A 23,749-nucleotide genomic window follows, 5' to 3' on the forward strand; every position below is an offset into this window, starting at 1 on the left:
AAGCTGGCGAGTTCTTCGGTATCGCTATCGCGCCCTTCCCATCTCCTGTGCAGATGGCGCTCCAGCAAACAGCGTCGGCTATCGCGTGCGCCGACATGGGGGTGCCGAGCCCGGTAAACTGTCCAGGCGGTTTCCGTGGCATTCTTCAAGACGACATCGTCGACCATCTTGACGCTCCCGGCGACCGATCCGATCGCTGGCAACTCAACACGGTCAGCAAAGTTTCCTGTTTTTCCCGGGCCGTTGAAGTCAGTCGGAGCACGGCCGCATTCAGCACGCTTTGGCACGGGCCCGCTTGCGTGCCGCACGGCGGCGCTGCAGGCGCTGGCTTCTGCCAGAGCGCCTTGCGGCAAGAAGCGAGGACGCCTGTTTGGCCGCAGGAGGCTCTGCCGGAGGCACGGCGCTCTCCGTCCGCATCTCGGCAGGCCTTGCTTCCATCAATTTCAGCACCGCGCGCCCCTCCTCAGTGATGCGCCAGCCGCCGTTCAGACGTTCGACCAATCCTTGCGAGAAGATGTCGAGAGCGGGCACGCGAGCGGCGAGGCGCTTTGTCCGCTCGGCCCAGTCGCGTCCGCTCGTCGCCAGAATCGCCATATCGCGCTTGAGCTCCGCCATCATGGCGAATCCATCGGGATAGCTCACTAGGATCTTGAGAACGGTGACCTGAAAGTTCACCCCGCCTTCCTATGCCTATCTCTGTACACGACAGCCGTGTCGGACGCGGTAAGGCGGTTCCGGAACATCGTGGCAATCGCTCCTGACCGCCTCATCTGCTCAAGCTCGATCTGAGGTGAGAGCGTAGTGCGGCATTCCGCATATTCGCGCAGTAGCAACCAATTCGAAACTCGCTTGTTGTCGCCGGCACCATCACTTGCAGGAGACAAAAAATGTCACGTCTGACTCTGCTGGCGGCAACCTTGTTGTTGCTCGCATCTGCGCCCGCGGGCGCGCAGCCCGCGCAAAGCGGGCCGGGCAACAACGCCGTCAACAGCTCCGATAAGAACAATTCGAACGCACCGGTCTCGGGCCGCAACAGCTTCACCGAGGGCCAGGCGAAATCACGGATCGAGGACGCGGGATATTCCAACGTCTCCGGCCTGCAGAAGGACAACGAAGGCGTCTGGCGGGGCAAGGCCGACAAGGCTGGCACCAAGACCGACGTCAGCGTCGACTTCCAAGGCAACGTCAATCCCGCAAAATAAGGAGCAGATCGCATGACCACTACCATTTCTCGCCTCTACGACAATTATTCCGACGCCGAGCGGGCCGTCGCCCGACTCGAGAGTGCCGGCGTATCGCACTCCGACATCAGCATCGTCGCCAACAATTCCGACAATTGGTACGGTTCACAGCGCGGCAAGGCCGATCGAGACCGCGACGGCGTGGATGATCGCGCCGAAGGAGCCGGCACGGGTGCTGGCATTGGCGCCGGGATCGGCGGCGCGGCAGGCCTTCTCGCCGGCCTTGGCCTATTGGCTATTCCAGGTCTCGGGCCGGTCGTGGCGGCGGGATGGCTGGCCTCCACGGCTGCAGGAGCGGCCGCGGGCGCGGCCACAGGCGGAATTGTCGGCGCACTCACCCAGGCCGGCGTCTCCAGGGAAGACGCATCGCGTTACGCGGAAGGCGTTCGCCGCGGCGGTACGCTCGTTTCCGCCAAGGTATCCGATATTGATCGTGCGCGACTGGATGCGCTGCTCCACGAGAGATCCGTCAACCTTCAGGAGCGCAGTTCCGCCTGGCAGAAGTCGGGCTGGACGGACTTCGATGCCGCAAGCCCGCCGCTATCACCGGAGGACATCGGCCGCGAGCGCGAGCTTTACGGTGCGGGTGTGCGACGATAAGTTTCCTCAGACTCGGAAAAGGCCCCGCAGCGCGGGGCCTTTTTGATGAAGATGGCCTCTGCAAACTCGGGCTAATCGGACCCGTAGGAACATCGTTCCGCTTGGCTGGTTGCTTCGCCCGTGAAGGGGCGATGAAGCTTTTGGTCGAGTATTTGGAATGAGCTCATCGACTTGAACGATTGGCCGCGAGCGAACGCGATCCAAATTTCAAAGAGCAACTGCTTATACGGGCGCAAGGCTATCGGAATCTCGCCGCTAAACGAGCGAAGGACTATGGCCCTTCCAGCTCCAAGCCCCTCGGAAGCGGCGCGGGTATCGGTCCATCCTTGACGATTTCTAGCATGCTCTCCGCGCCTAACCCGCGGCAATAACCGACTTGCCGTAGATCAATTCGCATTACTAAAGAGCGATGCGGCCGAAGGCCGCTTCACGTCAGGTGATTCCACTGACATGGCTGAAGATCCTCAAAGTCTTGACCTCGCGCAATGCCGATCAAGGTGATGCCGCTTGCCTCGGCCGTCCGTATCGCAAGCGCGGTCGGCGCGGACATTGCGATTATGAAGCTGGCGCCGATCGCGGCGGTCTTCTGCACCATCTCGACCGAGATACGGGTCGTTAGCACGACCGCGCCAGTGCATCCCGAGACGCCCGCCATGGCGAGAGCACCGGCCTGTTTGTCGAGCGCATTGTGGCGTCCGACGTCTTCACGAATGATCATGCTTTGGTTGCCGGGATCGAAAAGTCCCGTAACATGAGCCGCGCGCGTCACGCTGCCCAGAATCTGTAATACGGCGAGTTAGGCAATTGCGCATTGACGCAAGGCGTAAGGGGAACTCGTCCGAGCCTCGAACTGGAAAGGGCTGCCTGCGCCGCCAGCGGCATTGCGAGAAAGGCCATGAGCAACCCATCGAGCGATCCGCACGCGGGGGCGGCTCGCGGCCTTGTCGATCCAGCATGAGAATAACACAATGCGCCTCTTACCGGGCCATTGTTCGAACGAACCGGCGCGCTTGATAATGGTTCCAAGCGCCAGGCCGGTTGGATCATTCGGATTTCAGGTCCGTTACCTGTCCTAACGACAATGGCGGCGAGCGAATGGACGACAAGGTTTACAAGCTGGAGCAGGGCGCCGGGCGATCGTCTCCCGGATTTGTCAGGGTGCGCGGTGCGCGCGAGCACAATCTGAAGAACGTGGACGTCGACATCCCGCGCGATGCGCTGGTGGTGTTCACCGGCGTCTCCGGCTCGGGAAAATCATCGCTGGCCTTCGGGACGCTGTATGCGGAGGCGCAGCGGCGATATCTGGAATCCGTTTCGCCCTACGCCCGGCGCCTGTTCCACCAGATGGCCGTGCCAGAGGTCGATGAGGTCGAGGGCCTGCCGCCGGCGGTGGCGCTCCAGCAGCAGCGGGGATCGCCGACCACGCGATCCAGCGTCGGCAGCGTCACGACGCTGTCAAACCTGTTTCGGATGCTCTATTCGCGCGCCGGCGACTATCCAAAGTCGCAGCCGCTGTTGTACGCCGAGTCCTTCTCCCCCAATTCGGCGGAGGGAGCCTGTCCCAGGTGTCATGGCCTCGGCCGCGTCTACGACGTGACCGAAGGCTCGATGGTGCCCGACGACACGCTCACCATCCGCGAGCGCGCCGTCGCGGCCTGGCCGACAGCCTGGCACGGTCAGAACCTGCGCGATATCCTAACGACGCTCGGCTACGACGTCGACACGCCTTGGCGCGAGCTTCCCAAGAAGGACCGCAACTGGATCCTGTTCACGGACGAGCAGCCCACGGTCCCGGTCTATGCCGGCTACGATCTCAAGGAGGTCCAGCGGGCGCTGCGTCGCAAGGAAGAGCCGAGCTATCAGGGCACTTTCACCGGCGCCCGGCGCTACGTTATGGAGACGTTCGCCAACACGACCAGCGCGATGATGAAGAAGCGCGTTTCGCAATACATGCTGAGCACTGAGTGCTCCGCCTGCCACGGCAAGCGGCTCAAGCCGGAGGCGCTGTCTGTCAAGTTTGCCGGGATGGATATCGCCGACATGGCGCGTGTTCCGTTGAAGCAACTGGCCGCGCTGATGCGGCCTTATTGCGGGGGCAAGGCCGGCCGGAAGGAGGCTCACCCGGAGAAAGCCATCGTCGTACAGCGGATCGCGCAGGACTTGAGCGCGCGACTTTTTGTGCTGCTCGACCTCGGCCTCGGCTATCTCACGCTTGAGCGGAGCACGCCCACCTTGTCCCCGGGCGAGCTCCAGCGTCTGCGTCTGGCGACGCAAGTGCGCTCTAATCTGTTCGGCGTGGTCTATGTGCTCGACGAACCGTCCGCCGGGCTCCATCCATCCGACACCGAGGCGCTGCTCCGCGCGCTCGACAGGCTGAAGGCGGCCGGCAACTCCCTCTTCGTCGTCGAGCACGAGCTTGATGTCATGCGCCATGCCGATTGGATCGTCGACGTCGGACCGGACGCAGGCCGGCATGGCGGCGAAATCCTCTACAACGGTCGCATCGACGGGCTGAAGTCCGTCGCGAGATCGCGCACTGCGAAATACCTGTTCGGTCAGGCCGTTCCGCCACAGCAAAAGCAGCGCTCGCCGCAGGCTTGGCTCAAGCTGCGCGGTGTCACGCGCAACAATCTCAGGGGGATCGACGTCGCATTCCCGCTGGGTGTGCTGACGACGGTCACCGGCGTATCCGGCTCGGGCAAGTCCAGCCTGGTCAGCCAGTTCCTCGTCGAGGCGCTGGGCGCGCATTTTGGACAATCGCATGCGTCCGACAAAGACGGCGAAGACGTCCTTGAACGCGCGCCGGTCGAGACCTCGAGCGGCAAGATCACCGAAGGGCTCGATCGCCTGAAGCGGCTGGTGGTCGTGGACCAGAAGCCGATCGGACGGACGCCTCGCTCCAATCTGGCGACGTACACCGATCTTTTCGACGACGTGCGAAAGCTATTCGCGCAGACGAAAGAGGCGCGCCGGCGGCGGTTCGGTGCCGGGCGGTTCTCCTTCAACCTGCCGAAGGGCCGCTGCCCGAATTGCCAGGGAGAAGGTTTTGTCTGCGTCGAACTGCTGTTCCTGCCGAGCGTCTATGCGCCATGCCCGGAGTGCCAGGGCGCGCGCTACAACAAGGAGACGCTCCAGATCAAGCTCGACGGCAAATCCATTGCCGACGTGCTCGGAATGACCGTCGATGAGGCGCACGCGTTCTTCGCCGACGACAGCTACATTGCGAGGTCGCTCGATGTGATCCGGCAGGTCGGGCTTGGATACATCCGCCTCGGTCAGCCGGCAACGGAGCTGTCCGGCGGTGAGGCGCAGCGGGTCAAGCTTGCCACTGAGCTTCAGCGCACCCAGCGGGCGGGCAGCATCTATGTCCTCGATGAGCCGACCACGGGCCTGCATCCCTCGGATGTCGAGAAGCTGATTATACAGTTGAACGGATTGGTGGAGGCGGGAAGCACCGTGATCGTCGTGGAGCACGACATGAGCGTCGTGGCCGCGAGCGATTGGGTGATCGACATTGGGCCGGGCGCCGGCGATGAGGGCGGGCAGGTCGTCGCAGCGGGGCCACCGGCAGAGATCGCGCGGCGCAAGTCGAGCCGCACGGCGCCGTATCTCGCGCGGGCGCTGGACGAGCATCGATTGCGATGATGAGCAGCAAGTCCGAGGTGGTTGTTGGATGAACAGGCTCTACCCGCTAGTGCTAGAGCACCGGATACCGGCATTCCTCAGGTACTGCATCTCCACCTGCATCATGGTGGTCTGCGCCGTGCTGGAAATGGCGCTGCAGATGCAAACCGGGTCCGCCGGATACTTCGTGCTGTTACCGGGTGTGTTTCTATCGGGTCTGATCTTCGACCGCGGCTCCGGGATCTTCGCCGCCGCCATCGCAATCGGCGTGGTCGCGTACATGAGCTATGCGGGCGCGACAGGCCTTGACTATCTTGCGCCCAACGCGCTCTTCGCGATCACCGCCGCCGGCGCGGCGACGGTCGCCGAATTCCAGCGCGCCGAGCTGAAGCGGGTCATGCAGGCGGACAAGACCAAAGCCGTTCTACTGCAGGAGTTGGCGCACCGAACGAAGAATAACCTGGCCGTCCTGAGCGCCATGATCCGGCTGGAAGCCAGGAACGGAGGGCCGGAAGTCGCAGCAGCCCTCGAAGCCACAGCGCGTCGGCTGCACGTCATGGCGGAAGTGTACGACCATCTCTCGCTCAAGCAGGATTCGCGTCTCGTTAACATGCGCTATTTCCTGAATAACGTCGTCGAGAAGGTCTTCGACTCCTTGGCTTCAGCCGGACCCATCGCATTCCAGGTGGTCTGCGAAGAGGTGTATCTGCCAAGCCAGCAGGCGCTCGCCGTGGGCATCATCACGAACGAGCTCGTCACGAATGCGCTGAAATATGCCTTTCCAGGCGACAAGCCTGGGCAAGTCGCAGTCACGCTCTCGACAAGTGACGGCATCGAACTATCAATCTGCGACAATGGCGTCGGCCTTCGCGGTGAAGCTGATCCTGGCGGGTTGGGATCCCGGATCGTCCTGCTGCTGACCCAGCAGCTCGATGGGCAATTGACGTACGAGAGACTCGATATTGGTCTGCGCGTGACATTACGGGCGCATCCTCGTTAGCGACGGGAGGGCATGTGTTCCGCCGCCTTCAGCCGTTTGAGTCCGGGCTGTTTTGCTAACTTTTCCCGACCTTGGTTACGTCCTCTTAGTCCGTTGGGGATACAACGATGGGATCGGTTCGGTTTACCCAATGCCTATAGAAAAAGAACAAGAAGGCCGACGGGTCACCTTTGAGCATCCGTTGCCCGCGCATATGATGGCCATCGATGGCACTTGGCGTCGCGCGTGCATGCTTAAGGATGTTTCGGAGTTCGGCGCAAAACTTCAGGTAGAAGCCTCGATTGAGGGCTTGACCCTGAATGAGTTCTTTCTTCTGCTTTCCTCCACCGGACTTGCCTATCGGCGCTGTCAGCTCGAGTAAACGGCGAAGAGCTTGAGGTCAGCTTCCTCCGCCAAAAGGCCAAGGCCAAGAAATCCTCCGACCGCGACTAGGACCGTTGTCTCGAATTTCTGCCGAATATTCCCGACAGCTCAGGAACTTTTAGCTTGTGTGCACTTTGTAACGTCCAGTGTACGTGTGCTCCCGGGGAACCCTTTGGCGGAAATGCAACCGATAGTTCTGGTCATCGAAGACGATGATGCGATCCAAGGCATTGTCGAGGATGCGTTGAGAGAGGGAGGCTTCGAGGCTGCCATCGCCAAGACCGGCGAAGAGGCGGTGACACTGTTGAAGGGCCGGCTCATTGCATACCGCGCCCTCGTTACTGACATCAATCTGTTGGGAAGGTTCAACGGCTGGGAGGTCGCGCGGGCGGCACGCGATGTCGATCCCAATTTTCCCGTGGTCTACATGTCGGGCGTGGCAGCCCACGAATGGCCAGCACAAGGCGTTTACAACAGCATAATGCTTCACAAGCCGTTCGCGCCCGCGCAGCTAACAACCGCGGTCTCCCATCTGCTCAACGGGCTTTTGGCAGTCGGTTCAAACAGGGCTTGAGGCAAAACCGATGACGCAAGCATCCATATTCCTGGTCGAAGATGAGGCGCTCATTCGGATGATGCTTGTCGAGATGATCGCGGAACTGGGGCACAAGGTCATCGCTGAGGCTGGAAGTGTAAATCAAGCGCGATCTCTTGCCGAAACTGAGCGCTACGATCTCGCGATTCTCGACATCAATTTGCAAGGCACCAACGTGCAGCCAGTTGCCGAAGTAGTAAGGGATCGGGGGTGCCCTTCTTTTTCCTAAGTGGTTATGGCAGCAGAGGCCTGCCCGATGGATTTGACGGAATGCCAGTGTTAGTCAAACCTTGTACGCCAGATACGCTCAAGCGCACAATCGAAGCTGTCCTGCCGAATGGAGAGCCCGAGGAAACGCAAGACAAGCGTTGGGGGCGTCGTAAATCTTTAGTGCCTAGAGGACGGCTTGCCGCCCAAGTCGTACAGGGCACGAGGCCTGGCATGAAGCTCATGCCGGGCCTCGTCCTGGACTCCGAGGGGCACAAGTAGCGACGCGGCTAGAGGCGTTTAAGGTCAAGACCGTGCTAACTACGCCGTCGCGCGTAGCATACGAGATAGCTGCTCCGTCGTCTGAGGGGCAAAGATTGTCCAGATCGACGGTGCACTCACTTGGGAATCGCGTTGAAGATAGGGGGAACCGCGAGTGTCTTTCAACTCGCGGACCTTAAGATTGATCCTTGTTCAATTTGAGGGACCGGCCGGGCTCCAGCTCGTATTTCGTCGGAAGAAAGCGGCCGAGATGCACATCGGCCGCTACCCCTTCCGAGCCAATCCTGCAACGAACCGTTCTGGGCCACCGACGCACCCAGCGCAGCAAATGCGGCGCTGCTAATCGCCTGCTGCTGGCTGCGCAGATGATCCTCGAGGAGCTTGTGCCGAGTAATATAGCCCGCGTTTACGCCGGGAATGGCATGGTTCATCAGGAGTTTGGCGTCGATGTCCGAGACACCTGCTGCCGTGGCAATCGTGCGGAAGGTTTGGCGGAGGTCGTTGCCCCATTTGGATAGCATTTCCCGATCTTCCTTTGTCTCCGCCAAATGCCCCGACGCGCTGTCGGCCGGAAATACCCACTCTTGTGCCTGCAGAGGATACATCTGTCTGCCGAAACGGATTGCGCGGACAAGACAAAGGATCATCTGACGCGACAACGGAATATCGAAGGCTTTCTTCTTGCCGCCCTTCGGTTTGGGGATATGCAGCGTGCGGCGCCGAAAATCGATGTGCTCTGGCTTGGCTTCCTGGAGCGCAGTGGGCCGAGAACCGCAGAGGAGAGTGAAGAGGTGGAACTCCCTACGCACTGGGTTATCGTGACCGGCGAGCTGAGCGAACCAACCCTTCAGATCGGCCGACCCCATCCCGGTGTTGCGGCGCTCCTCCTCATTCCAATCGACCGCATCGGCTGGATTATCTGACGGCAACGACCTGTTCGTCTTCCGAGCATGATTGTAGATGGCCCGTAACGTACGCATGCTGCCATTAGCCATGTAGGGCCCATTTTCCTTTGTGACGTGGTCGTGCTTCTTGGCTACTCGAGCCGGATCGGTTGCGAGCTCATGGAGGGTAGTGTCGAGCCAGTCTGCAAAAATTCGATCGACGTGATCGCGGTACCCTTCAATGGTCTTTTCGCTGCGGTTCTTCCGTATCAGATGAGCCTCGAGATACCGCTCCCAGGCCTGCCTGAGGGTGACGCTCGCGACCGTCCCGCCAATTGCCATCGCCGGAGCGGGGTGCGCTTCGTCGGCTTGTTTGTCGTTCTTTGGGTGCCGTCCGCGGCTAATCTGGGCCAAGTACTCTTTGGCCGTGGCGCGTGCAGCTCGGGTTGACATCTCACTAGCATCACCAATGGAAACCCTGATGGATGAAGCTCGTTTGCCTCCCTGTCTAAGGTCGGCCTGAACGGTGAAAGTCCTCTTTCGCTTGCCAATGACGACAAAGAACCCCTTCAATTCGGTGTCGCGCGCCAGATACCAGCCTTCCTTCGGAGCGGGTAGTTGAGCGATTGCCTTGTCGGTAAGAGAAATTCGAATATCGGTCATGACGGGAATCCAGGTCCGCCAAAACGGTTTTCAAACGGTGTTGGCGGATTGAGCAGTTGGAAGGTTTGAGTTCGACGGAGCGCGAAGCTATGCGAGAAACACCTGCAAACAAAGGGCTTCTCCAATACTCATCGTAGCTCGGCGTACATCTAGAAACTGTGGCGAAGGGATAGTACTGAACTCTTAATCAGCGGGTCCCAGGTTCGAGCCCTGGTGCGCCCACCATATAAAAGGCCTTCTTCTTCAATAGATTACGAGCAGGTCCGCCGAGAACGAAGCGGGTCTCGTGCGACGTTTTTTGTGACCAGACTTCGTACGGCCAGATTGCTGTTCAGCTTTTCCTTGCTTCTGTATCTCCACGCCCATTCGATACAGCGCGCAGATCCGATGGTACAGGGCGTGCACGTGCCAGTCGTAGAATAGGATATTAGAGCGAGCAGAACGGACAATCTGTTTTGCCCGTCACCGCTAGGTACCGCCTGCAGAACCAGAACTGGATAGTTCGGGTCGGAGATGTTCGCGCATAGTGCCTGTTTCCATTCAGAGTCGCGGTCTTCGGCAGGAAGTCGGGACCGTTCTTGCCCGCCGCTAACTGGCGCGCACGGCTCCCGACCTGTTTTCCCGTCGCTGCCGACTGTGACCTCGCGCAAGTCGCCGTCGCCCGTGCCGAACAAACCGGCAGAACCGGCCCCGTGTTGCTAACATCGGTTCGCGGCAACTAAAGGTCGCCCGGGCTTTTGCGCGACACCTCTCGAAGGCGGAGATCTCAGCTATTCTGAGCAACAGCAAGGGACCTGTACACGCGGCAGATCCGCCGCGAGATGCTTTGCCAAGGTCTTCACCGCGCGCGTTTTGGCGAGTCCCGGAAGGCTTTCGATCAGGAGGTTTCCGTTTGCGATCAGCGCAATCAACATGCTCTCGACCAGATGATCCTGGCCGAGTACCGACCTTCCGATCCGCGACTTGAGTTCGATTATGGCGTCACGAGCAGCTGATAGTTTTTTTGAACTTTCCGGCTCCGTCAGCACAGCTCTCCCTCAAAAAAGCTGCCCGCCACATGAACGTGCCGTTCGTGTCGGCGAGGCCGCCGATACTGCCGCCGTTGAAGGGATTGATATTGACGTTGTTGGTGGTGATCTGGGCGCTGGTGCTGGCGTGAACGGCAGGCGTTCCGGTCAGCGACGTATTCGGGTCGATCGCGCAGGTTCCGCTGGTGAGAGTAACCGTCGAGTCCCCGGCAACAGTGCAGGATTGAGCGAACGCCGTGTCGCTCGCGCCGACCCACGACGTCATCGCCAGTATCGTGAGTCCAATTGAGTTGAAGACACGGTTCACCGCGCACCTCCTTCAAGTGACGTTCAACGACGACAAATCGAAAGAATGGGACGCGCTATTCTGGCGCTGCGAACACGTAAAGATTGCTACAATTTGAAGGAGCAAATCACGCGGTTCACTCTCTCGACACAGCTTGCCATCATTGTGGCAGTGCCGGGCGGCCTCGCAACTCGCGAGGAGAGTGATGCTTTCGGGTGACGCGAAAGTTCCCGCGGTGATTTTTCAGGTCGTGCGGACCACGCAGCGCAGCGATGATCCGCTATGATCGCGCGCCCCTGGACCGGATGTCATTGATCGCAGCGATCAGCGAGAGATCCTCGAGAGGCTTGAGGAGATAGGCATCGGCACCTGCGGTCATGCAGAGTTCGCGCATGTCGTCCTCCGAATGCGCGGTGATGACGATGGTCGGGATCTGAATTCCCGACCGGTTCAGGTGGCGTTGAAGTTCGAGGCCGTTCATCTCGGGCATCTGGAGGTCGAGGATCAAGCATTCGGGCCACGAGCCGGTCGGCTCTTCCGGCAGCGCGTTGAGGAAGTCCCTGGCGGACTCATACGTCCTGGTGTCGATGGCTCGTGTCCGCAGCAATCGCGACAGTGCCTTGAGCACCGACGGATCGTCGTCGACGATAGCTATCCACCGGGGGAGGTTGTGCCATGCGATGACTATCGGCGCTGCAACGGGGCGTTGTCGAGTTGGCCCTAGGGCCAACAGCCCATCCTCACGCCTCGCCGCCGGTAATTCCGGCCCTCTCTGCGAAGCGCACGAGGTCTGCGACGGAGCGGACTCCAAGCTTGGCCATGACCCGGCCGCGATGAACCTTGACGGTTTTCTCGACGGTCCCCAGATCGCTCGCGATCTGCTTGTTGAGACGGCCGGCGACGACATGCTGCATCACTTCGCGCTCGCGTGGCGTGAGCATGGCAAGCCTGGTGTTGAGCGAGCTCCGGCCCGCCTCGGCAGCGCGAATTTCGCCATCTCTCCGCTCGGCCTGTGCAACGGCCGTCAACAGGTCAGCATCGTTCACCGGCTTGGTCAAGAAATCGATCGCGCCGGCCCGCATGGCCCGCACGGTGGTCGGGATGTCGCCTCTGCCGGTGAGGAAAATAACCGGGCGGCAGGAGCCGCTCGCACTCAGCGCTTGTTGCAGTGCGAGACCGTCAAGGTCTGGCATCGCGACGTCCGGGATGGCGCAACCGGGGATCGAGGCGTCATGATTCGAGAGGAATGCGCTCGGCGAAGTGAACGATTGAACACGATACCCTCGCACCCGCAGCAGCCGGGCGATAGCCTTCAACACGCTCTCGTCGTCATCGACCAGAAAGATTGTAAATTCTCGGTCCGTCATTGAGCTGCCATGAGCATTGGCCGAGCGGGCAGGGTGATCTTTGCCGTTGCGCCGCCAGCTTCATTGTTCTGCAGATTGATCGTGCCGCTGTGCTTCCGGATGATACTGGAACAGATCGTCAGGCCGAGGCCAAGGCCATGGTCCTTGGTCGTGTAGAACGGCGTAAACAGTTGCTTGCCATCGACATTGCTGACGCCGCATCCGCTGTCGCTCACCAACAGTTCGACGGCACCGTTTGGAGCGTCCCTGGTACGGACCCGGACGCGCCTTTGGCTGACGGGCGTCGAGACCATCGCATCCATGGAATTGATGATGAGATTGAGAAGGACCTGCTGAAGTTGCACGGAGTCGCCGTGTACTATCGGCCTACTCGTTGCCAGGTCCGTTTCTATTGTCACGCGCCGGCTGATCAATTCGGCGCGGAGCAGCGCCTTATGTGCGCTTCAACTAGTTAGGAGAACTGTCGTGACAAAGCGTTCCCTTCTTATCGCAGCGTCGAGCGGCTGGGCGAGCGCGCCGATAGAGAGCGGCAGCACATGACCGTACGCGCTGGGCCATTCAAATTTCCAACTCGGCCTGTGCGTCACGAGCAACATGACAGGTGCTCGATTGATCGGCGCCAAAAGGGCGTCGAGTAACTCGGTCGTGGTTGGATCGATCCAGTGGGCATCCTCAACAATTAGTAGCCGGGTGACGCGTCCGGCCCGGTGCACGAAGTGCTCGACCAGGGTCTGCAAGATGAGGCTCTTCCTTTGCTGTGGCGGGAGTTCGAGCTCGCCATAGCGATCATGGTAGTCAAGTGAAAGGAGTTCAGCATAGACGGGCCCCACGGTGCTAGTGTCGAAGCCCAGATCGGCAAGCATGCGCTCGAGCTTGATGAGGCGCTGTTCGTTTTGATCTTCAGGCCGAAAGGCAGCCGTTCGCGACAGGCTCTGAACGATTGGAAACAGCGCACTGTTGCTATGGTATGGTGAGCACCGAAGACGGATGACCTCGTGAGGTGCTGAACCGAGTGTTTCAGTAAAGATTTGGACGAGCCGCGACTTGCCGATTCCGGCGTCCCCGACAGCAGGATCGCCTGTCCCTTCGCCCCGCACGCGAGTTTCCATCTTTCAACGAGGAGCGTGAGTTCATGTACGCGACCAACGAATGGTGACAATTCTCTTGCATGAGCTGCGTGGAAGCGGCTCTCGACCTCGCGCTCCGACTTGACGAGATGCACACTTGTGCCGGTCCCGAATCCTTTGAGGGCTATCTCGCCGAGATTCTCGACAACGAAAGCGTCGCCGATCAATCGCCTGGTCGACTCCGCGATAATGAGTTGATTGGGTTGAGCAATCGCTTGGAGCCTGGCTGCAAGATTAGGCGTCTCGCCCGCGACCGCGGCCTCCTCTCGAACAGAGCCGGCGATGAGGTCCCCTACAACGACTTGTCCCGTGGCAATGCCAACACGCGCCTGGAGTTCGGTATCTCTGGATCTTAGCACTTGCACGGCAGCCAAAGCCTCGAGCCCGGCTCGAACTGCACGCTCGCCCTGATCCTCGTAGGCACGTGGCCACCCGAAATACGCCATGATACCATCGCCCATGTAGCGGGCGACGTAGCCTCCATAGCGGATCACAGTCTCGGCGACCCGATCTTGGTAACTACGGAGTACCTCCCGGAGGTCCTCGGGATCGAGCCGCCGAGATAATTCGGTGGACCCAACCAAATCGCAGAATAGGACGCTCAGGAGGCGTCGCTCTGGTGGTCGCTCCGAGGAAGCGATATGCTGGACAAGCTGATGCTTGGCACCGGTAGCAATAATGCGTGTTGGCCGCGAGGCTGTCCCGAAGGACTCCGCCACCGCAGCCATCAGGATCTTGCGGTGTCCGAGGGACAGGCCCAGCTCGCGAAGATCCGCTTCGGTGAGATGCGGGAGCACCCTCAGGTCGATGTCGCTGGCGGCGAAGGCATCGGAATATTGCTCAAGGCCGAGCGCTCGCAACCACGTATGTACGTCGTTGCTCATTGGCTTCCCGTCGCTTCTTCACTCCCCGTTGTGTACTTGCGATGTGGTCAAGCCGCCGCCGTGATCGAGAATGCCGGCGCAACGTTGAGGTTCACCCGAGCAGGTTCATAGTTCCTACGGCGCGTGATCTACGCCGGACCGGCAAGCCAATTATAGCATGTCTTGCTGGCGCTGAGTGTGATGCTGTTCACGGAGACGCCCGTCTCGATCAACCAGCACGCCGCCGATGGGCGGGGCGAGGTTTGGCCGGCCAAACCCCGGTTACGCCTTGTCGCCACATCCAGGTCACCGACACGGCTTCGGCTCTTTGCAGGCGTCATAATGTCTGGTCCGTGAGGTGAAGCATGATGGTACCGGATACTGACCTTCTCTCCCGGCGCGGTTGTGAACTGGACTTAGCGTCATGCTTGGATTGAGGCAGCCATAGAAGACAGAGACACGGATGTTCGCGTTAGCTCGTGATTTCGGCCTCGCGCGAACAATCTTGCCCGTGTTCCACGGGACGCGCATGGAGAAGTTCTCACCGAGTCAACGAAACTACTGCTCACCGATTTGCGCTAAGGTGCGTCCTCGCAGACCGCCTTCGCTGCGGCATTCAGGAAGCTGACCGGCGAGACCCCGAGCGGTTGGCGGCGACGCATGCGGTGAGCATCTTCTTCGCCGCTCGCTATGAACACTCAACCACCCGCTGCAGCGATGCACCTGAAAAGTGTGCCCGGACGCCACTCAAGGCCCGCTTCGGGTCAATCCGTCGATTTGGCCGCCGGCCGTACTTTTCCGGTCCACTCCTGTGACGGACATCTTAAGACCGCTTCGGCACGTCTCGGGACCAAAAATACCGACGGGGCGAGATCAAAAAACTCTAGTTAGATAGCAGGTTACCAGTATGGAAACCTCGTCCTGATGTCCGCCCTGGGCCAGAAGCCGGAAGCCGACATCAATCGCGATCCGGCCTTGTCCGCTATCCTGAGGGACATTCGTTCGGATTCGGATATTCCGGTCATTATCATCACCGGGCATCATCCCGATGAAATCGACCGGATCGTCGGCCTCGAGCTCGGTGCGGATGACTATCTCCTGAAGCCGTTCGGCCTGCGAGACGCTTGAGGTGTCGGATTGCTGCAGTGGCCCCGGCGCACACCGCCTGCGGCAGCGCGGTGGTGAAAATGAATCCCGGCGCGTACGACCGCACCGCATCGATGATGTTGGCGCTTGCAGCAATATACTCGCCCAGACAGCCGAACGCCTTCGCCAGCGTACCCTCCACCACGTCAATGCGAGGCAATGCGCTGACGGCATGTCCGCTAGACGTCTGTTCTCTGGGGGTGAAGCAGACTCGACATACTCAACCTGAGTTCTTCCGCGTGCGACCCGAAGGCGACCTTAAACTCGCAACCAGCGAGAGGCTGATCGCAGCTTAGTAGAGTCCTTGGTGGGACTTAGCACAAGCGGCACGCTCCCCAGGATCCGCAGCAACCCGCGCAACCACCGAACCCCCAGCCACCATACCCCCAGTCATCGAACCCGATGTCGTCATAGAACCCGATGCTGAACCCGCAGCCGCCGCAACCGCAGCCACGGAAGCCCCCGCAGCCACGGAAGCCACCGCAACCACGGAAGCCACCGCAACCACGAACGCCAACAAACCCACCACCACCGCAACCACGGACGCCAACAAACCCGCCACCACCGCAACCTCGGCATCCAACAAACCCGCCGCCACCGCAACCTCGGCCGCCAACAAACCCACCACCACCGCAACCTCGGCCGCCGCCGCACCCGCCGCCACCATGGCCGCACCCGCAACCACCGCACCCGCGCGCTAGCTGCACGCCGCTGCCAAAGTTTTCTCTATCGAAAAGATGGAACGTGGCCAGACTGACGTCGGCCATTTCCTCTTCGCCAAGAAAGAAGCGCTGATTTGGCGAGGTATTGGATTGCGGGATACCGGCAGCGGGGATCGTGGATGCGGATGCACTACCCGCCAGCGAAAGACCCAGTCCGGCGGCACCTAGCGCCTTCACGGTGGTGGCTTTGGCTGTGCGTTTCTGCTTCGAAGCTTGCTTGACCCGTGGCATGGTCGCACCCTCCGCAGTTCTTGTGAAAACGCTCCGCAAGAGTGCGCTCGGCGAAACCGGCGCGCAAGGGTTACCTGTGCCATAAAATGCGAAACATCTCATCGAGCTCCATTCATCTTCATGAGCGAGATCGAGACATAACCACTTTTGGTTGAGCCATCTGCGCACATGCAGCAGCATGGACCTGTATGTCAGGCCCTGGCCCGAATGCGAAGTCTAAGCGGGCCGCTAAACAGTCTGCTTATCGGGGTGGACTGGAAACGGCGATGTGCCCGCGAGCAATAGCCTCTGCGCTCGCGGCCGGTTGTTCAAGGGCGTCCGACGAGCAACGGCAGCACGTCTGCGCCCCCTGCCATGAGGGGATTCGACGGTTCGAAGTGTTCCCGCAATTCTCGCTTCCGGACGAGTGAGCGCGCATCCAGAAACGCATCCTTCAGACTAACGGCTTTCCGGAGCGCGACGTTGAAAAAGGCGTCGCCGAAATAGGTCCACTTGGCCTTGTCCTGACAGCCGAACGACGGATGGTTGGCATCGGCCGCGGTGATGACCAGCACATCGGGATTCGCCAGACGCGGGATAAAGACCCCGGAATAACAAGCCGAGATGACAACCACCTTGTGTCGCACACCTGTCTTCGCGAGCATGTTGCTGAGACGAGATGGCGTGAGCGTCTCTGTGTGCCGCCCCGCCTTGATTGCGAGGCCGTCTGGAGAGCCATGCGAGGTGAGAATCAAAAAGAGAACGTCTTTCTCAGCATCCAAGCGGTTGGCTGCCGCCTGCAACGACCTGGTCAGCGCTTCGATCGTTGCATTTCCGCCCTTCTTGGAATTGTACCCCACATTGATCGGGCCAGTCCGAAAACGGCCAGCTACGACCTGAGCTGCACCGGTCGCCTCGGATCTAAACACGCTTTGATCCCCGAACAGGCCAAAGGACACGACGCCAACCTTTCCAGCGTCCTCAACAGCATGTACCGACGAAACTAACGGCCAGATGGTCAGAAAAAAAGTGACGAGCGGCGCACCGAGCCATCTGATCGAGGACCTAGAGGTCATAGCGAACCTCGTTTCGAGATCGCCGCCACAGAACTGCGGCTCAACGCAAAATAGCCGAAAGCCAGTGAATTTTCATCCTTCGAAACGGCACGGGTATTGGTCCGGATATGGCCCATCAGCGAAGTGGCGACACCTTTCATTGAGGTCCGCTTGGTGGGGTAGAGCGGACTGACTTTGCTCACTTTGAGTTCTTCACATTTTGACCCAACTGCGACATCGCGCGGAGACGCGCACGGTGAGCTCAATGCAGCGACCATGATCGAGACGTGATACAGTGCGTGCCGCCGTCCTCAAGCTGCCGTGAGGATCGAATGAAGCGGCGAGAGTTCATAGCGGCTTTTGCGGCGTTGCTCGTTTCACCACGGAAGCGGGGGCCATCATGAGGCGCCGACATTTTTTAGGTCTTGTAACCGGAGGGGCCATTTGGCCAATCGCGGCTACAGCGCAGCCGGTCACGCGCCACATTGGCGTACTCGTCCTCGGCAATCCGAATCCCGAGTCATTCCTGAAAGAACTGCGCGACGGACTTCGGGAACTCGGCCATCGCGAGAATCGGGACATCCAGCTGCAAATCCGTTCGGGGGGAGGCAATGCAGCTGTGCTTGCCGACGCGGCCGCCGACCTCGTGAGGCTAAAGGTTGACATTATCGTCGCCTGGCAGACGCCAGCGGCTACGGCTGCAAAACGTGCCACAGCCGAAATACCGATCGTGATGACCTCAGGCGATCCGGTCGGCACTGGTCTCGTCGCCAGCCTGTCCCGGCCGGGCGGCAACGTAACCGGAGTGGATAGTTTCGGGGCTCAGCTCGGAGGCAAATGCGTCGAACTGATTCGCGATACGATTCCGTCGGCGCATCGGGTGGCGATCCTTGCCAATGCGGCTGACCCATTCACCAAATCCTTCCTCGCGGAGATTGACAAAGTCGCGGGCAGTATCGGTGTCGCGACGCAGCCATTGATGCGCCATCCCGACGATGAATTCGAGACCGCTTTCGCTGAAATGCGGAATGGCGCGGCCGATGCTGTGATCATTCAGCCCACTCTTTTGCGCGCTACCAGCATTGAGTTGGCGCTGAAAAACAAACTTGCGTCATTCTCCATAGTACGGGGATTGCCGGCGGCGGGTGGGCTCATGGCGTACACGCAGGATGCGGCGGAGCAGACCCGAGCAATGGCAAGCTACGTCGACAAGATATTGAAGGGAGGAAAGCCGGCGGAGATGCCGGTTTCGCAGCCGACCAAATTTGAGCTGATCATCAACCTCAAAACCGCCAGGGCACTCAATCTCCATATTCCGCCGACCCTGCTCGCGCGGGCCCACGAGGTGATTGAATAGGGCGGTGCATGTCTCCTCATGGCCCAACCCAGACCTCCGGCGATGTCCGCTTTAGCGCCGCTGTTGGGGGAGAAACGGACATCAGTCCAGCGGCATTTACATCCGACGACTTGCGTCTATCGCGCGATACTGAGCGGGTTCGCGGACGCTGATCGCATCCAGCGCTTCAGCGATCAAAGCCGACATCTCACGGGCGCTTAGCGGCGGCCCGTGCGCCTTGCGGGGCAACGCTGTCATTCGGCCTGCAATATTGCCCCCCTAAGCCGGGGGATCGGCGTCCAAAATTTGCTAACCGATTGACAGGTAGCAGAACGTTGCGCGCTACGCCAAGGGCAATGGCCGGCTGGTGCTGGCTCTGTCGGCGGCCTTTGCTGGTCCGTTGGTCGGACCGTGTGCAGCTGAGGGCGGCGGTATCCACTTCAAGGGCGCATGGTCCAGCTTCCTATTCAGATCTCGCAGTCGATTGAGTTCAAAGCCTTACGCAAACCACCAAACGCGATTAGCCGACAGGGCTCGGTGTCGCCAGCAGCCTTTGGACGCTCGGAAATGGTAGTTCGCTTGTTTTCGGCTTCCTTTGACTTCGACTTAGGAAGGGCAGCGGCAACCTTCTTTGATCTGGGATGGTGCCGATGGTGGTCGATAACCTTGGGGGGTTCCGAAGACTCGATCCCCATGCCTGCCGACGGAGAAATGCGTTCCTCGACTAGAGAGGGCTGAGCTGGAGTTTCGTTGCTCGCAGCGGCAGTTTCTAGTCGATCAGCTTTCGCCAACGCACCATGTGAATCGGAAATGCCTACGGTCGTTTGGGCAGGGGGCTGGACGACAGCTACTGTACTTCGCGCCGGATTTCTGAGTTCCATCGACACCAGAAATCCAGCACCCAATAGGATGAGGAGAGCCAACAACACCATTCTCAGCATGATGCTTCTCCACCTTAAAATAGTGCCGGTGAAACTCATCGATCCAATGAGGCAACATGGCGGCGGCTCGCTACCACGTATGGGGTGTTTGCCAACAGGGTTAACCGCCGGCTTAGACGTTCCTAATGCGCGTCGAATATGCCCGGTGAGCCACAGGGCGACTGGCCGGAGACCATCATTGTACCAAGGTGCAGGCCCGACGACGGCGAACGTGATCGCCTTCATCGGGCCAGAATCGCAGTCACAGACTAATGCCGCTTTCGATTCGTGGAGCAGGAACGGCAATGGTGCCCGCAAAACCCCGCAAATGGACCGAAGAAGAGACCAAGCTGCTGATCGAACTCGCGCAACGTAAGGAAAGAGTGCCAGCGATGGCGCGAGAGATTGGACGTCACATCGCATCCGTTAGGCGACGAGCTCGCGAATTGGGTTTGCCTCTGCTGCCCGGCCGAGGTGAGAGGTAACTTTAGCTCCCTACCCACTCGCCCCTCCGGGACGCTGGGCCTTGAGTTCTGGCTCCTTTGCACCCGTGTCCCGCCGGCGGCCATCAAAATCCGCAGCGTCCGGCTAACGCGCAACCTCCGCAGCCTTAACATGACGGATCGCTTCCTACTCTCGTACTTACAACCGCATGCAGATTGCATGAGGACGAGAGATGGACGATCCCGTGAACTTCGCGCAGTTGGTGCAGTTTCGTGCCCCAGCGAACCTATCAAAAGCGATTCCAAATATCGGCGCTCCTGGACCATCCTCGCATCGCACTAGTCATCTCCTTCCGATCGTCGCGCAAGAGCGGCCAAAAGAGGGCGCCGGCCACGGGATCGACGTAGTCCCACCACGCTCCGTTGACGATGAGCTCTTCATAAAGCTCAAGGCGATCGCGGCAACGCTGAAACTGGCGGGCGGCGCGAGCCGAGCACAATTCGATGGCCGCGTAACGTTCTTCGCGAAATTCGGCGGCGTGCCAAATCATCAAGACGTCGGTCCGCCATTCCTGCGAGTTTGAGTACTCAAGTTCAGCGAATATCGGCGACAGCGCCAGTCGCAGGGGACTGTACCTGACGCCCAGATACGGCATCTCGGACTTCATGTAAGCTTGCATGGCGGGCGCGCGTTCAGGCTCTCGTACGGAATCGAGCGCCGCACGGATCGTGGCGGTCAGATCATTCCGTTTCACGTGCGAGTTTCTCGTGCCTCAGCCATTGTCAGGAACGAGCAATGCCGCCCGTTCGCGGCAGAGGTCGTCGACCTTTGCCCGCATCCGAACAAGCAGCAGCTCGGCGGAGGCGGTCGCGAGGCCGGCCCTCTGAAGCATCCGGATCTCCCGCTCCTGGGCGCGGATGCCTCCACGCATCCGCGAGATCTCGCTGCGCACCCATTCGAGTTTCGCGGGTCTCACAGCGCGCTCAGGTCGTCGGGAACGTCGCCGAACCTCCGAATCAGCCTGGCGTCGCTGAAGTCGCCGCTCGACGGATCGCCGGTGCGCGAGAACGCCACGGCACCAGCGTGACCAGGCTTGCGCGACAGCGCCTCGGCCCGCATGACCGCAGCGTTGGCGCTAAGGCACTCGGTCGCCTCGCCGGCGGCCACGCCGTCGTCGGACAAAACGAACGGTAGAGCGACGTAGTAGGTTACGTCAGTCATTTGGCTCACCCTTCTGTCCGCGCACCCCCGAACCGTCCACCGGGGCGCAGCCCTTCGACAGCTGGCTCCGGCTCTCACCGCACTGGGCCTCAATGAAGTCGTTGCCACGATCGGCACCTTCACGGCTTCCCAGGCGTCGCCGCGGCAGGCCGTGATCGCCTGGTCGACGGCGACGTCCAGATCACCGAAAGCCGGCTGGCCTCGCTTTGAGGTCGCGTTCATTCAAATTTGTTCCCGCGTTGTTCACAAGAGTCAAGAGGCTCGGGTTCGGATTCTGTTGGCGCCGCGGCCGATAACCAATGAATCTCAGGGACGAGCGGCTCGCAAAGAAGGCGGCCGCAGGTCAGAAGGAGATGCTGATGCCGATCGTAGGCAACAAGTCAGCCGCCAAGGAGGTGTCCGCGAAGAAGCCGGCCAGAGGCGCGCGGCGGAAATCAGCGTGAAACATCCGTTGACGCTGGATGGACGATCTTCGCGCTGTACTCGGTGACGGGACCGGCCTTTTGTGGAGGGATGGATCGCCGGACCTCAATCGGCCAATAGCGAAGGATACGTCTTATGCCGAATGGTGCGCCGCTCCTCAGGCGAACATATCGGCGTGACCAAAAGGTGAGATCGAGTGCCCGTCGATTTCCAACTAACCCGGAGAAGTTTCCAGGATAGGCGAGACTCCGCGACTGACGCGTGTCGTGTCATCATTCCGCAGAGAGCGTGGGAACGCGATTTCTCATCCGCCGAGCCGATCGCCCCTTTGGGTGATTTTCAGGTCCTCCGAGACCGCGTTCAGAAAAGAACACGCGCTTTGAACCAGCACCTGCAACTCAATCGCGGTTGCTGGATCTCGCTCGGTTTGCAGCAGCAAAAGGGTTTCTCGTCGTCCAAGCATCTAGAATCTCCGGCCGAATCAGAGGCAAAAACGATGGCACAAAGCGGGGCCGCGATCCGAAGTCGGGGAGCTTGTCCCGGTTATTCACAGGTATGGGAGGGAGGGTGGAGTTCTTCAGAAAGCTGTTTGGCTTGGAGTGGACCAGCGGCTCGCGCCGGGGCGTGCCGGTGGTTGGAGAATCGCAGTTTCAAGACGCGCTTCAGGTACTGTATCGGGCACGACATCAAGTTGAGTGCTATGTTGGTGCCCGAGGACGACAATCCCGCCGATCCTAACGCCGTGCAACAAGATCAAACGCCCACCCTCAAAAGAGGATGGGCGCGAGGTCACTTATGACATTATGACGTCCTACTTCTTCTCGGCGCTGGCTTCCTTAGCTGGGGCGGCTTCATGCCGACGGTCAACTGGCGGATTTTTAAAGCGCCGCCTTCACGGATGTTGATGGAACCCCAGAACACCGTAACCTTAGTGGCGTCACCACTCTTAGGATCCTTGCCGAAGATGTCGGTCTCGCCGTTGGCAACGACCAGATCGTTGTTGATGACCGACATGTTGCCGACTCTGATCTCAATATGATCGGTGCCGTTCTTGAAGTTGTTTTCGTATACGGTCTTGAGATCGGAAAACACACCGCCCGGGTTGATCTGGACCCCGTCCTTTGTATAGAGCGCAGCGACACAGGCCGCGTCTTTCTTGGCGACGCAGTCGGTGTAGGCGACGGCTATTTTGTCGGCCTCCTGCTTGACCTCATCGGCCAGTGCCGGCGCAGAGATGAAAGCGGAAGAACACAATGCCAAGAGCAATGAACGTCGCTTCATAACAACTTCCCCTCTGGTTGCGATGCACAATTGCATCGCGACGTCCTCCCAACGTAGGACGCTGCGTTGCATTTGTTCCGAGGGGCATTTTTCGTTAGGCTATAATTCTACCGGTTTGCGAGCATACGCCATTTTGCAGGGCTTGGCGCGCCAACCTTGATCATCGAGGACGGGGGCGGGCATTCCTCGAAGAATGCAGCGAATGCGGTCGGGAAAGACAGGCGTGTTGACGCATGCCACAGATGAAAGTGTCTCTCTCGACGCGCGCGATGGCCTACTTGTTCATCATCCGGCGGATCTTCCAATCGAGATCCCTGGCGTTCTCTTCTTCGCAACGGCCTGCTTCGCCATCGACATAACGTTCGGCCCCGACGGCTCCTGGCGGACGCGTTCTTGCGGCTCCTTTATGATTCGCCGCAGATCCGCTGCCACGCCATCCAGCACCGCGCGCTTCTCCTTCATCCGCTTGCTGTGATTGTAGACCTTGCCGGTAACGGTTGGCACGATCTGCTCCGATTTTTTGCTCGCGGCGTGGTCGAGGCATTTCGCGATCCATGCATCGTCAAAGCCCAGATCACCGGTGGAGGCTCACGGACTGCTTCTCTGCTTCAGCTCCCAGAGCCGGCACGCCTCCGCCTCGCAAGAGGGCATCACCGGTCGTCGGCGGGATGAGCTTCGCCCGCCGCCGAGGGCAATGTCGACACCCACTATGTTGGTGGTCTTGGTCGGCGGCGTCTCGCCCGTCAACGCCGATCTGGTGTTCGACATGTTTAGCGATTGTCTGAGCTCAGTGGTGCGACCAGTAAGCCATTGATTGTTCTCAACCCGGGGCCGACTCTTAATCAGCGGCTCTATCGGAAG

General features: G+C 60.0%; 25 protein-coding genes and 6 pseudogenes. 11 read left to right on the forward strand and 20 right to left on the reverse strand.

The features are described 5' to 3' along the window. Nucleotides 1–270: 270 nt before the first annotated feature. Nucleotides 271–675 (reverse strand): hypothetical protein, encoded by a 405-nt coding sequence (locus tag BJ6T_RS15180; protein WP_014493282.1) that lies wholly within the window; start codon nucleotides 673–675, stop codon nucleotides 271–273. 212 nt (nucleotides 676–887) lie between these two features. Between BJ6T_RS15180 and BJ6T_RS15185 the strand changes: the two genes are divergently transcribed. Then, nucleotides 888–1,202 (forward strand): hypothetical protein, encoded by a 315-nt coding sequence (locus BJ6T_RS15185; RefSeq protein ID WP_014493283.1) that lies wholly within the window; start codon nucleotides 888–890, stop codon nucleotides 1,200–1,202. A gap of 12 nt (nucleotides 1,203–1,214) precedes the next feature. Further along, nucleotides 1,215–1,841 carry a hypothetical protein gene (locus BJ6T_RS15190; protein ID WP_014493284.1) on the forward strand — a complete coding sequence of 209 codons (627 nt, stop codon included), beginning with the start codon at nucleotides 1,215–1,217 and terminating at the stop codon, nucleotides 1,839–1,841. Nucleotides 1,842–2,268: 427 nt separating this feature from the next. On the opposite strand, the pseudogene BJ6T_RS15195 reads toward BJ6T_RS15190, so the two are convergent. Further along, a pseudogene (locus BJ6T_RS15195) lies at nucleotides 2,269–2,637 on the reverse strand (formate dehydrogenase accessory sulfurtransferase FdhD); the annotation flags it as partial. 299 nt (nucleotides 2,638–2,936) lie between these two features. On the opposite strand from BJ6T_RS15195, the gene uvrA reads away from it, so the two are divergent. From uvrA to BJ6T_RS43465, 5 genes are all read left to right on the forward strand, one after another. Further along, entirely contained in the window at nucleotides 2,937–5,486 is a 2,550-nt protein-coding gene (uvrA, locus tag BJ6T_RS15200; protein WP_014493286.1) for an excinuclease ABC subunit UvrA, read from the forward strand. Nucleotides 5,487–5,514: 28 nt separating this feature from the next. After that, on the forward strand, nucleotides 5,515–6,465 hold the full coding sequence (locus tag BJ6T_RS43460) for a sensor histidine kinase (RefSeq protein ID WP_014493287.1): 951 nt from the start codon (nucleotides 5,515–5,517) through the stop codon (nucleotides 6,463–6,465). 130 nt (nucleotides 6,466–6,595) lie between these two features. Further along, a complete protein-coding gene (locus tag BJ6T_RS15210; protein WP_306329808.1) occupies nucleotides 6,596–6,826 on the forward strand; it encodes a hypothetical protein in 231 nt (76 codons plus the stop codon). A gap of 183 nt (nucleotides 6,827–7,009) precedes the next feature. Then, nucleotides 7,010–7,402: a response regulator gene (locus BJ6T_RS15215; RefSeq protein WP_014493289.1), complete on the forward strand. Its 393-nt coding sequence runs from the start codon at nucleotides 7,010–7,012 to the stop codon at nucleotides 7,400–7,402. Between the two features lie 10 nt (nucleotides 7,403–7,412). Continuing rightward, nucleotides 7,413–7,652, forward strand: a complete 240-nt coding sequence (locus BJ6T_RS43465; protein WP_014493290.1) for a response regulator — start codon at nucleotides 7,413–7,415, stop codon at nucleotides 7,650–7,652. A gap of 421 nt (nucleotides 7,653–8,073) precedes the next feature. On the opposite strand, the gene BJ6T_RS15225 is transcribed toward BJ6T_RS43465, so the two are convergent. From BJ6T_RS15225 to BJ6T_RS49625, 8 genes and pseudogenes are all read right to left on the reverse strand, one after another. Next, a complete protein-coding gene (locus tag BJ6T_RS15225) occupies nucleotides 8,074–9,459 on the reverse strand; it encodes a tyrosine-type recombinase/integrase (RefSeq protein WP_014493291.1) in 1,386 nt (461 codons plus the stop codon). Nucleotides 9,460–10,229: 770 nt separating this feature from the next. Further along, a complete protein-coding gene (locus BJ6T_RS49125; RefSeq protein WP_259226268.1) occupies nucleotides 10,230–10,487 on the reverse strand; it encodes an AAA family ATPase in 258 nt (85 codons plus the stop codon). Continuing rightward, nucleotides 10,441–10,794: a hypothetical protein gene (locus BJ6T_RS15230; protein ID WP_014493292.1), complete on the reverse strand. Its 354-nt coding sequence runs from the start codon at nucleotides 10,792–10,794 to the stop codon at nucleotides 10,441–10,443. Before BJ6T_RS15230 ends, BJ6T_RS49125 begins: the two co-directional genes overlap by 47 nt. A 259-nt stretch (nucleotides 10,795–11,053) precedes the next feature. After that, nucleotides 11,054–11,401: a response regulator gene (locus BJ6T_RS15235; protein ID WP_049824966.1), complete on the reverse strand. Its 348-nt coding sequence runs from the start codon at nucleotides 11,399–11,401 to the stop codon at nucleotides 11,054–11,056. Between the two features lie 112 nt (nucleotides 11,402–11,513). Further along, nucleotides 11,514–12,140 carry a response regulator transcription factor gene (locus tag BJ6T_RS15240; RefSeq protein WP_014493295.1) on the reverse strand — a complete coding sequence of 209 codons (627 nt, stop codon included), beginning with the start codon at nucleotides 12,138–12,140 and terminating at the stop codon, nucleotides 11,514–11,516. Continuing rightward, nucleotides 12,137–12,484 carry a sensor histidine kinase gene (locus BJ6T_RS15245; RefSeq protein WP_028170508.1) on the reverse strand — a complete coding sequence of 116 codons (348 nt, stop codon included), beginning with the start codon at nucleotides 12,482–12,484 and terminating at the stop codon, nucleotides 12,137–12,139. The genes BJ6T_RS15240 and BJ6T_RS15245 overlap by 4 nt, the downstream gene beginning before the upstream one ends. 99 nt (nucleotides 12,485–12,583) lie before the next feature. Beyond that, nucleotides 12,584–13,237 (reverse strand): AAA family ATPase, encoded by a 654-nt coding sequence (locus tag BJ6T_RS42550; RefSeq protein ID WP_167541694.1) that lies wholly within the window; start codon nucleotides 13,235–13,237, stop codon nucleotides 12,584–12,586. A 146-nt stretch (nucleotides 13,238–13,383) separates the two neighbouring features. Next, a pseudogene (locus BJ6T_RS49625) lies at nucleotides 13,384–14,151 on the reverse strand (adenylate/guanylate cyclase domain-containing protein); the annotation flags it as partial. A 963-nt stretch (nucleotides 14,152–15,114) separates the two neighbouring features. Between BJ6T_RS49625 and BJ6T_RS15255 the strand changes: the two are divergent. Beyond that, nucleotides 15,115–15,252, forward strand: a pseudogene (locus BJ6T_RS15255) (response regulator); the annotation flags it as partial. On the opposite strand, the pseudogene BJ6T_RS43480 reads toward BJ6T_RS15255, so the two are convergent. The 3 genes and pseudogenes from BJ6T_RS43480 to BJ6T_RS45600 all read right to left on the reverse strand — a co-directional run. Beyond that, nucleotides 15,191–15,430, reverse strand: a pseudogene (locus BJ6T_RS43480) (aminotransferase class I/II-fold pyridoxal phosphate-dependent enzyme); the annotation flags it as partial. The pseudogenes BJ6T_RS15255 and BJ6T_RS43480 sit on opposite strands and share 62 nt — an antisense overlap. 1,107 nt (nucleotides 15,431–16,537) lie before the next feature. Continuing rightward, the gene (locus BJ6T_RS15265; protein ID WP_014493303.1) at nucleotides 16,538–17,284 is read right to left on the reverse strand and encodes a C13 family peptidase; all 747 of its coding nucleotides are present in this window, start codon (nucleotides 17,282–17,284) and stop codon (nucleotides 16,538–16,540) included. Next, nucleotides 17,281–17,466 (reverse strand): hypothetical protein, encoded by a 186-nt coding sequence (locus BJ6T_RS45600; protein WP_144037996.1) that lies wholly within the window; start codon nucleotides 17,464–17,466, stop codon nucleotides 17,281–17,283. Before BJ6T_RS45600 ends, BJ6T_RS15265 begins: the two co-directional genes overlap by 4 nt. Before the next feature lie 197 nt (nucleotides 17,467–17,663). On the opposite strand from BJ6T_RS45600, the gene BJ6T_RS15270 reads away from it, so the two are divergent. Both BJ6T_RS15270 and BJ6T_RS49630 read left to right on the forward strand, forming a co-directional pair. Further along, nucleotides 17,664–18,620, forward strand: coding sequence for an ABC transporter substrate-binding protein (locus BJ6T_RS15270; RefSeq protein WP_028170485.1), 957 nt, complete (start codon nucleotides 17,664–17,666; stop codon nucleotides 18,618–18,620). A gap of 322 nt (nucleotides 18,621–18,942) precedes the next feature. After that, nucleotides 18,943–19,173 (forward strand): annotated as a pseudogene (locus tag BJ6T_RS49630) (DUF927 domain-containing protein); the annotation flags it as partial. Here BJ6T_RS49630 and BJ6T_RS43485 read toward each other — a convergent pair. The 4 genes from BJ6T_RS43485 to BJ6T_RS15285 form a co-directional block, all read right to left on the reverse strand. Beyond that, entirely contained in the window at nucleotides 19,067–19,540 is a 474-nt protein-coding gene (locus BJ6T_RS43485; protein WP_048228215.1) for a hypothetical protein, read from the reverse strand. The pseudogene BJ6T_RS49630 and the gene BJ6T_RS43485 overlap by 107 nt on opposite strands. 712 nt (nucleotides 19,541–20,252) lie before the next feature. Further along, nucleotides 20,253–20,717 carry a DNA alkylation repair protein gene (locus BJ6T_RS15275; protein ID WP_014493305.1) on the reverse strand — a complete coding sequence of 155 codons (465 nt, stop codon included), beginning with the start codon at nucleotides 20,715–20,717 and terminating at the stop codon, nucleotides 20,253–20,255. An 18-nt stretch (nucleotides 20,718–20,735) separates the two neighbouring features. Then, nucleotides 20,736–20,939 carry a hypothetical protein gene (locus BJ6T_RS15280; protein ID WP_014493306.1) on the reverse strand — a complete coding sequence of 68 codons (204 nt, stop codon included), beginning with the start codon at nucleotides 20,937–20,939 and terminating at the stop codon, nucleotides 20,736–20,738. Beyond that, the gene (locus tag BJ6T_RS15285; RefSeq protein ID WP_014493307.1) at nucleotides 20,936–21,184 is read right to left on the reverse strand and encodes a hypothetical protein; all 249 of its coding nucleotides are present in this window, start codon (nucleotides 21,182–21,184) and stop codon (nucleotides 20,936–20,938) included. The genes BJ6T_RS15280 and BJ6T_RS15285 overlap by 4 nt, the downstream gene beginning before the upstream one ends. Before the next feature lie 326 nt (nucleotides 21,185–21,510). Between BJ6T_RS15285 and BJ6T_RS45610 the strand changes: the two are divergent. Continuing rightward, nucleotides 21,511–21,627 (forward strand): annotated as a pseudogene (locus BJ6T_RS45610) (non-homologous end joining protein Ku); the annotation flags it as partial. A 284-nt stretch (nucleotides 21,628–21,911) separates the two neighbouring features. Here the strand turns inward: BJ6T_RS45610 and BJ6T_RS47215 are convergent. From BJ6T_RS47215 to BJ6T_RS48310, 3 genes are all read right to left on the reverse strand, one after another. Beyond that, nucleotides 21,912–22,070, reverse strand: coding sequence for a hypothetical protein (locus BJ6T_RS47215; protein WP_155256754.1), 159 nt, complete (start codon nucleotides 22,068–22,070; stop codon nucleotides 21,912–21,914). A gap of 338 nt (nucleotides 22,071–22,408) precedes the next feature. Next, nucleotides 22,409–22,888, reverse strand: coding sequence for a Cif family virulence factor (locus BJ6T_RS15290; RefSeq protein ID WP_014493308.1), 480 nt, complete (start codon nucleotides 22,886–22,888; stop codon nucleotides 22,409–22,411). A gap of 285 nt (nucleotides 22,889–23,173) precedes the next feature. Next, the gene (locus BJ6T_RS48310) at nucleotides 23,174–23,392 is read right to left on the reverse strand and encodes a hypothetical protein (protein WP_014493309.1); all 219 of its coding nucleotides are present in this window, start codon (nucleotides 23,390–23,392) and stop codon (nucleotides 23,174–23,176) included. Nucleotides 23,393–23,749 lie beyond the last annotated feature (357 nt).

This window comes from Bradyrhizobium japonicum USDA 6, from assembly GCF_000284375.1.
GTDB lineage: Bacteria > Pseudomonadota > Alphaproteobacteria > Rhizobiales > Xanthobacteraceae > Bradyrhizobium > Bradyrhizobium japonicum.

Bases quoted from the DNA above. Each gene is read 5' to 3' on its own strand.
- BJ6T_RS15185 (WP_014493283.1), top strand. From the start codon at position 888: ATGTCACGTCTGACTCTGCTGGCGGCAACCTTGTTGTTGCTCGCATCT.
- BJ6T_RS15190 (WP_014493284.1), top strand. From the start codon at position 1,215: ATGACCACTACCATTTCTCGCCTCTACGACAATTATTCCGACGCCGAG.
- uvrA (WP_014493286.1), top strand. From the start codon at position 2,937: ATGGACGACAAGGTTTACAAGCTGGAGCAGGGCGCCGGGCGATCGTCT.
- BJ6T_RS43460 (WP_014493287.1), top strand. From the start codon at position 5,515: ATGAACAGGCTCTACCCGCTAGTGCTAGAGCACCGGATACCGGCATTC.
- BJ6T_RS15210 (WP_306329808.1), top strand. From the start codon at position 6,596: ATGCCTATAGAAAAAGAACAAGAAGGCCGACGGGTCACCTTTGAGCAT.
- BJ6T_RS15215 (WP_014493289.1), top strand. From the start codon at position 7,010: ATGCAACCGATAGTTCTGGTCATCGAAGACGATGATGCGATCCAAGGC.
- BJ6T_RS43465 (WP_014493290.1), top strand. From the start codon at position 7,413: ATGACGCAAGCATCCATATTCCTGGTCGAAGATGAGGCGCTCATTCGG.
- BJ6T_RS15225 (WP_014493291.1), bottom strand. From the start codon at position 9,459: ATGACCGATATTCGAATTTCTCTTACCGACAAGGCAATCGCTCAACTA.
- BJ6T_RS15240 (WP_014493295.1), bottom strand. From the start codon at position 12,140: ATGACGGACCGAGAATTTACAATCTTTCTGGTCGATGACGACGAGAGC.
- BJ6T_RS15265 (WP_014493303.1), bottom strand. From the start codon at position 17,284: ATGACCTCTAGGTCCTCGATCAGATGGCTCGGTGCGCCGCTCGTCACT.
- BJ6T_RS15270 (WP_028170485.1), top strand. From the start codon at position 17,664: ATGAGGCGCCGACATTTTTTAGGTCTTGTAACCGGAGGGGCCATTTGG.
- BJ6T_RS43485 (WP_048228215.1), bottom strand. From the start codon at position 19,540: ATGCTGAGAATGGTGTTGTTGGCTCTCCTCATCCTATTGGGTGCTGGA.
- BJ6T_RS15285 (WP_014493307.1), bottom strand. From the start codon at position 21,184: ATGACTGACGTAACCTACTACGTCGCTCTACCGTTCGTTTTGTCCGAC.
- BJ6T_RS47215 (WP_155256754.1), bottom strand. From the start codon at position 22,070: ATGCTTGGACGACGAGAAACCCTTTTGCTGCTGCAAACCGAGCGAGAT.
- BJ6T_RS15290 (WP_014493308.1), bottom strand. From the start codon at position 22,888: ATGAAGCGACGTTCATTGCTCTTGGCATTGTGTTCTTCCGCTTTCATC.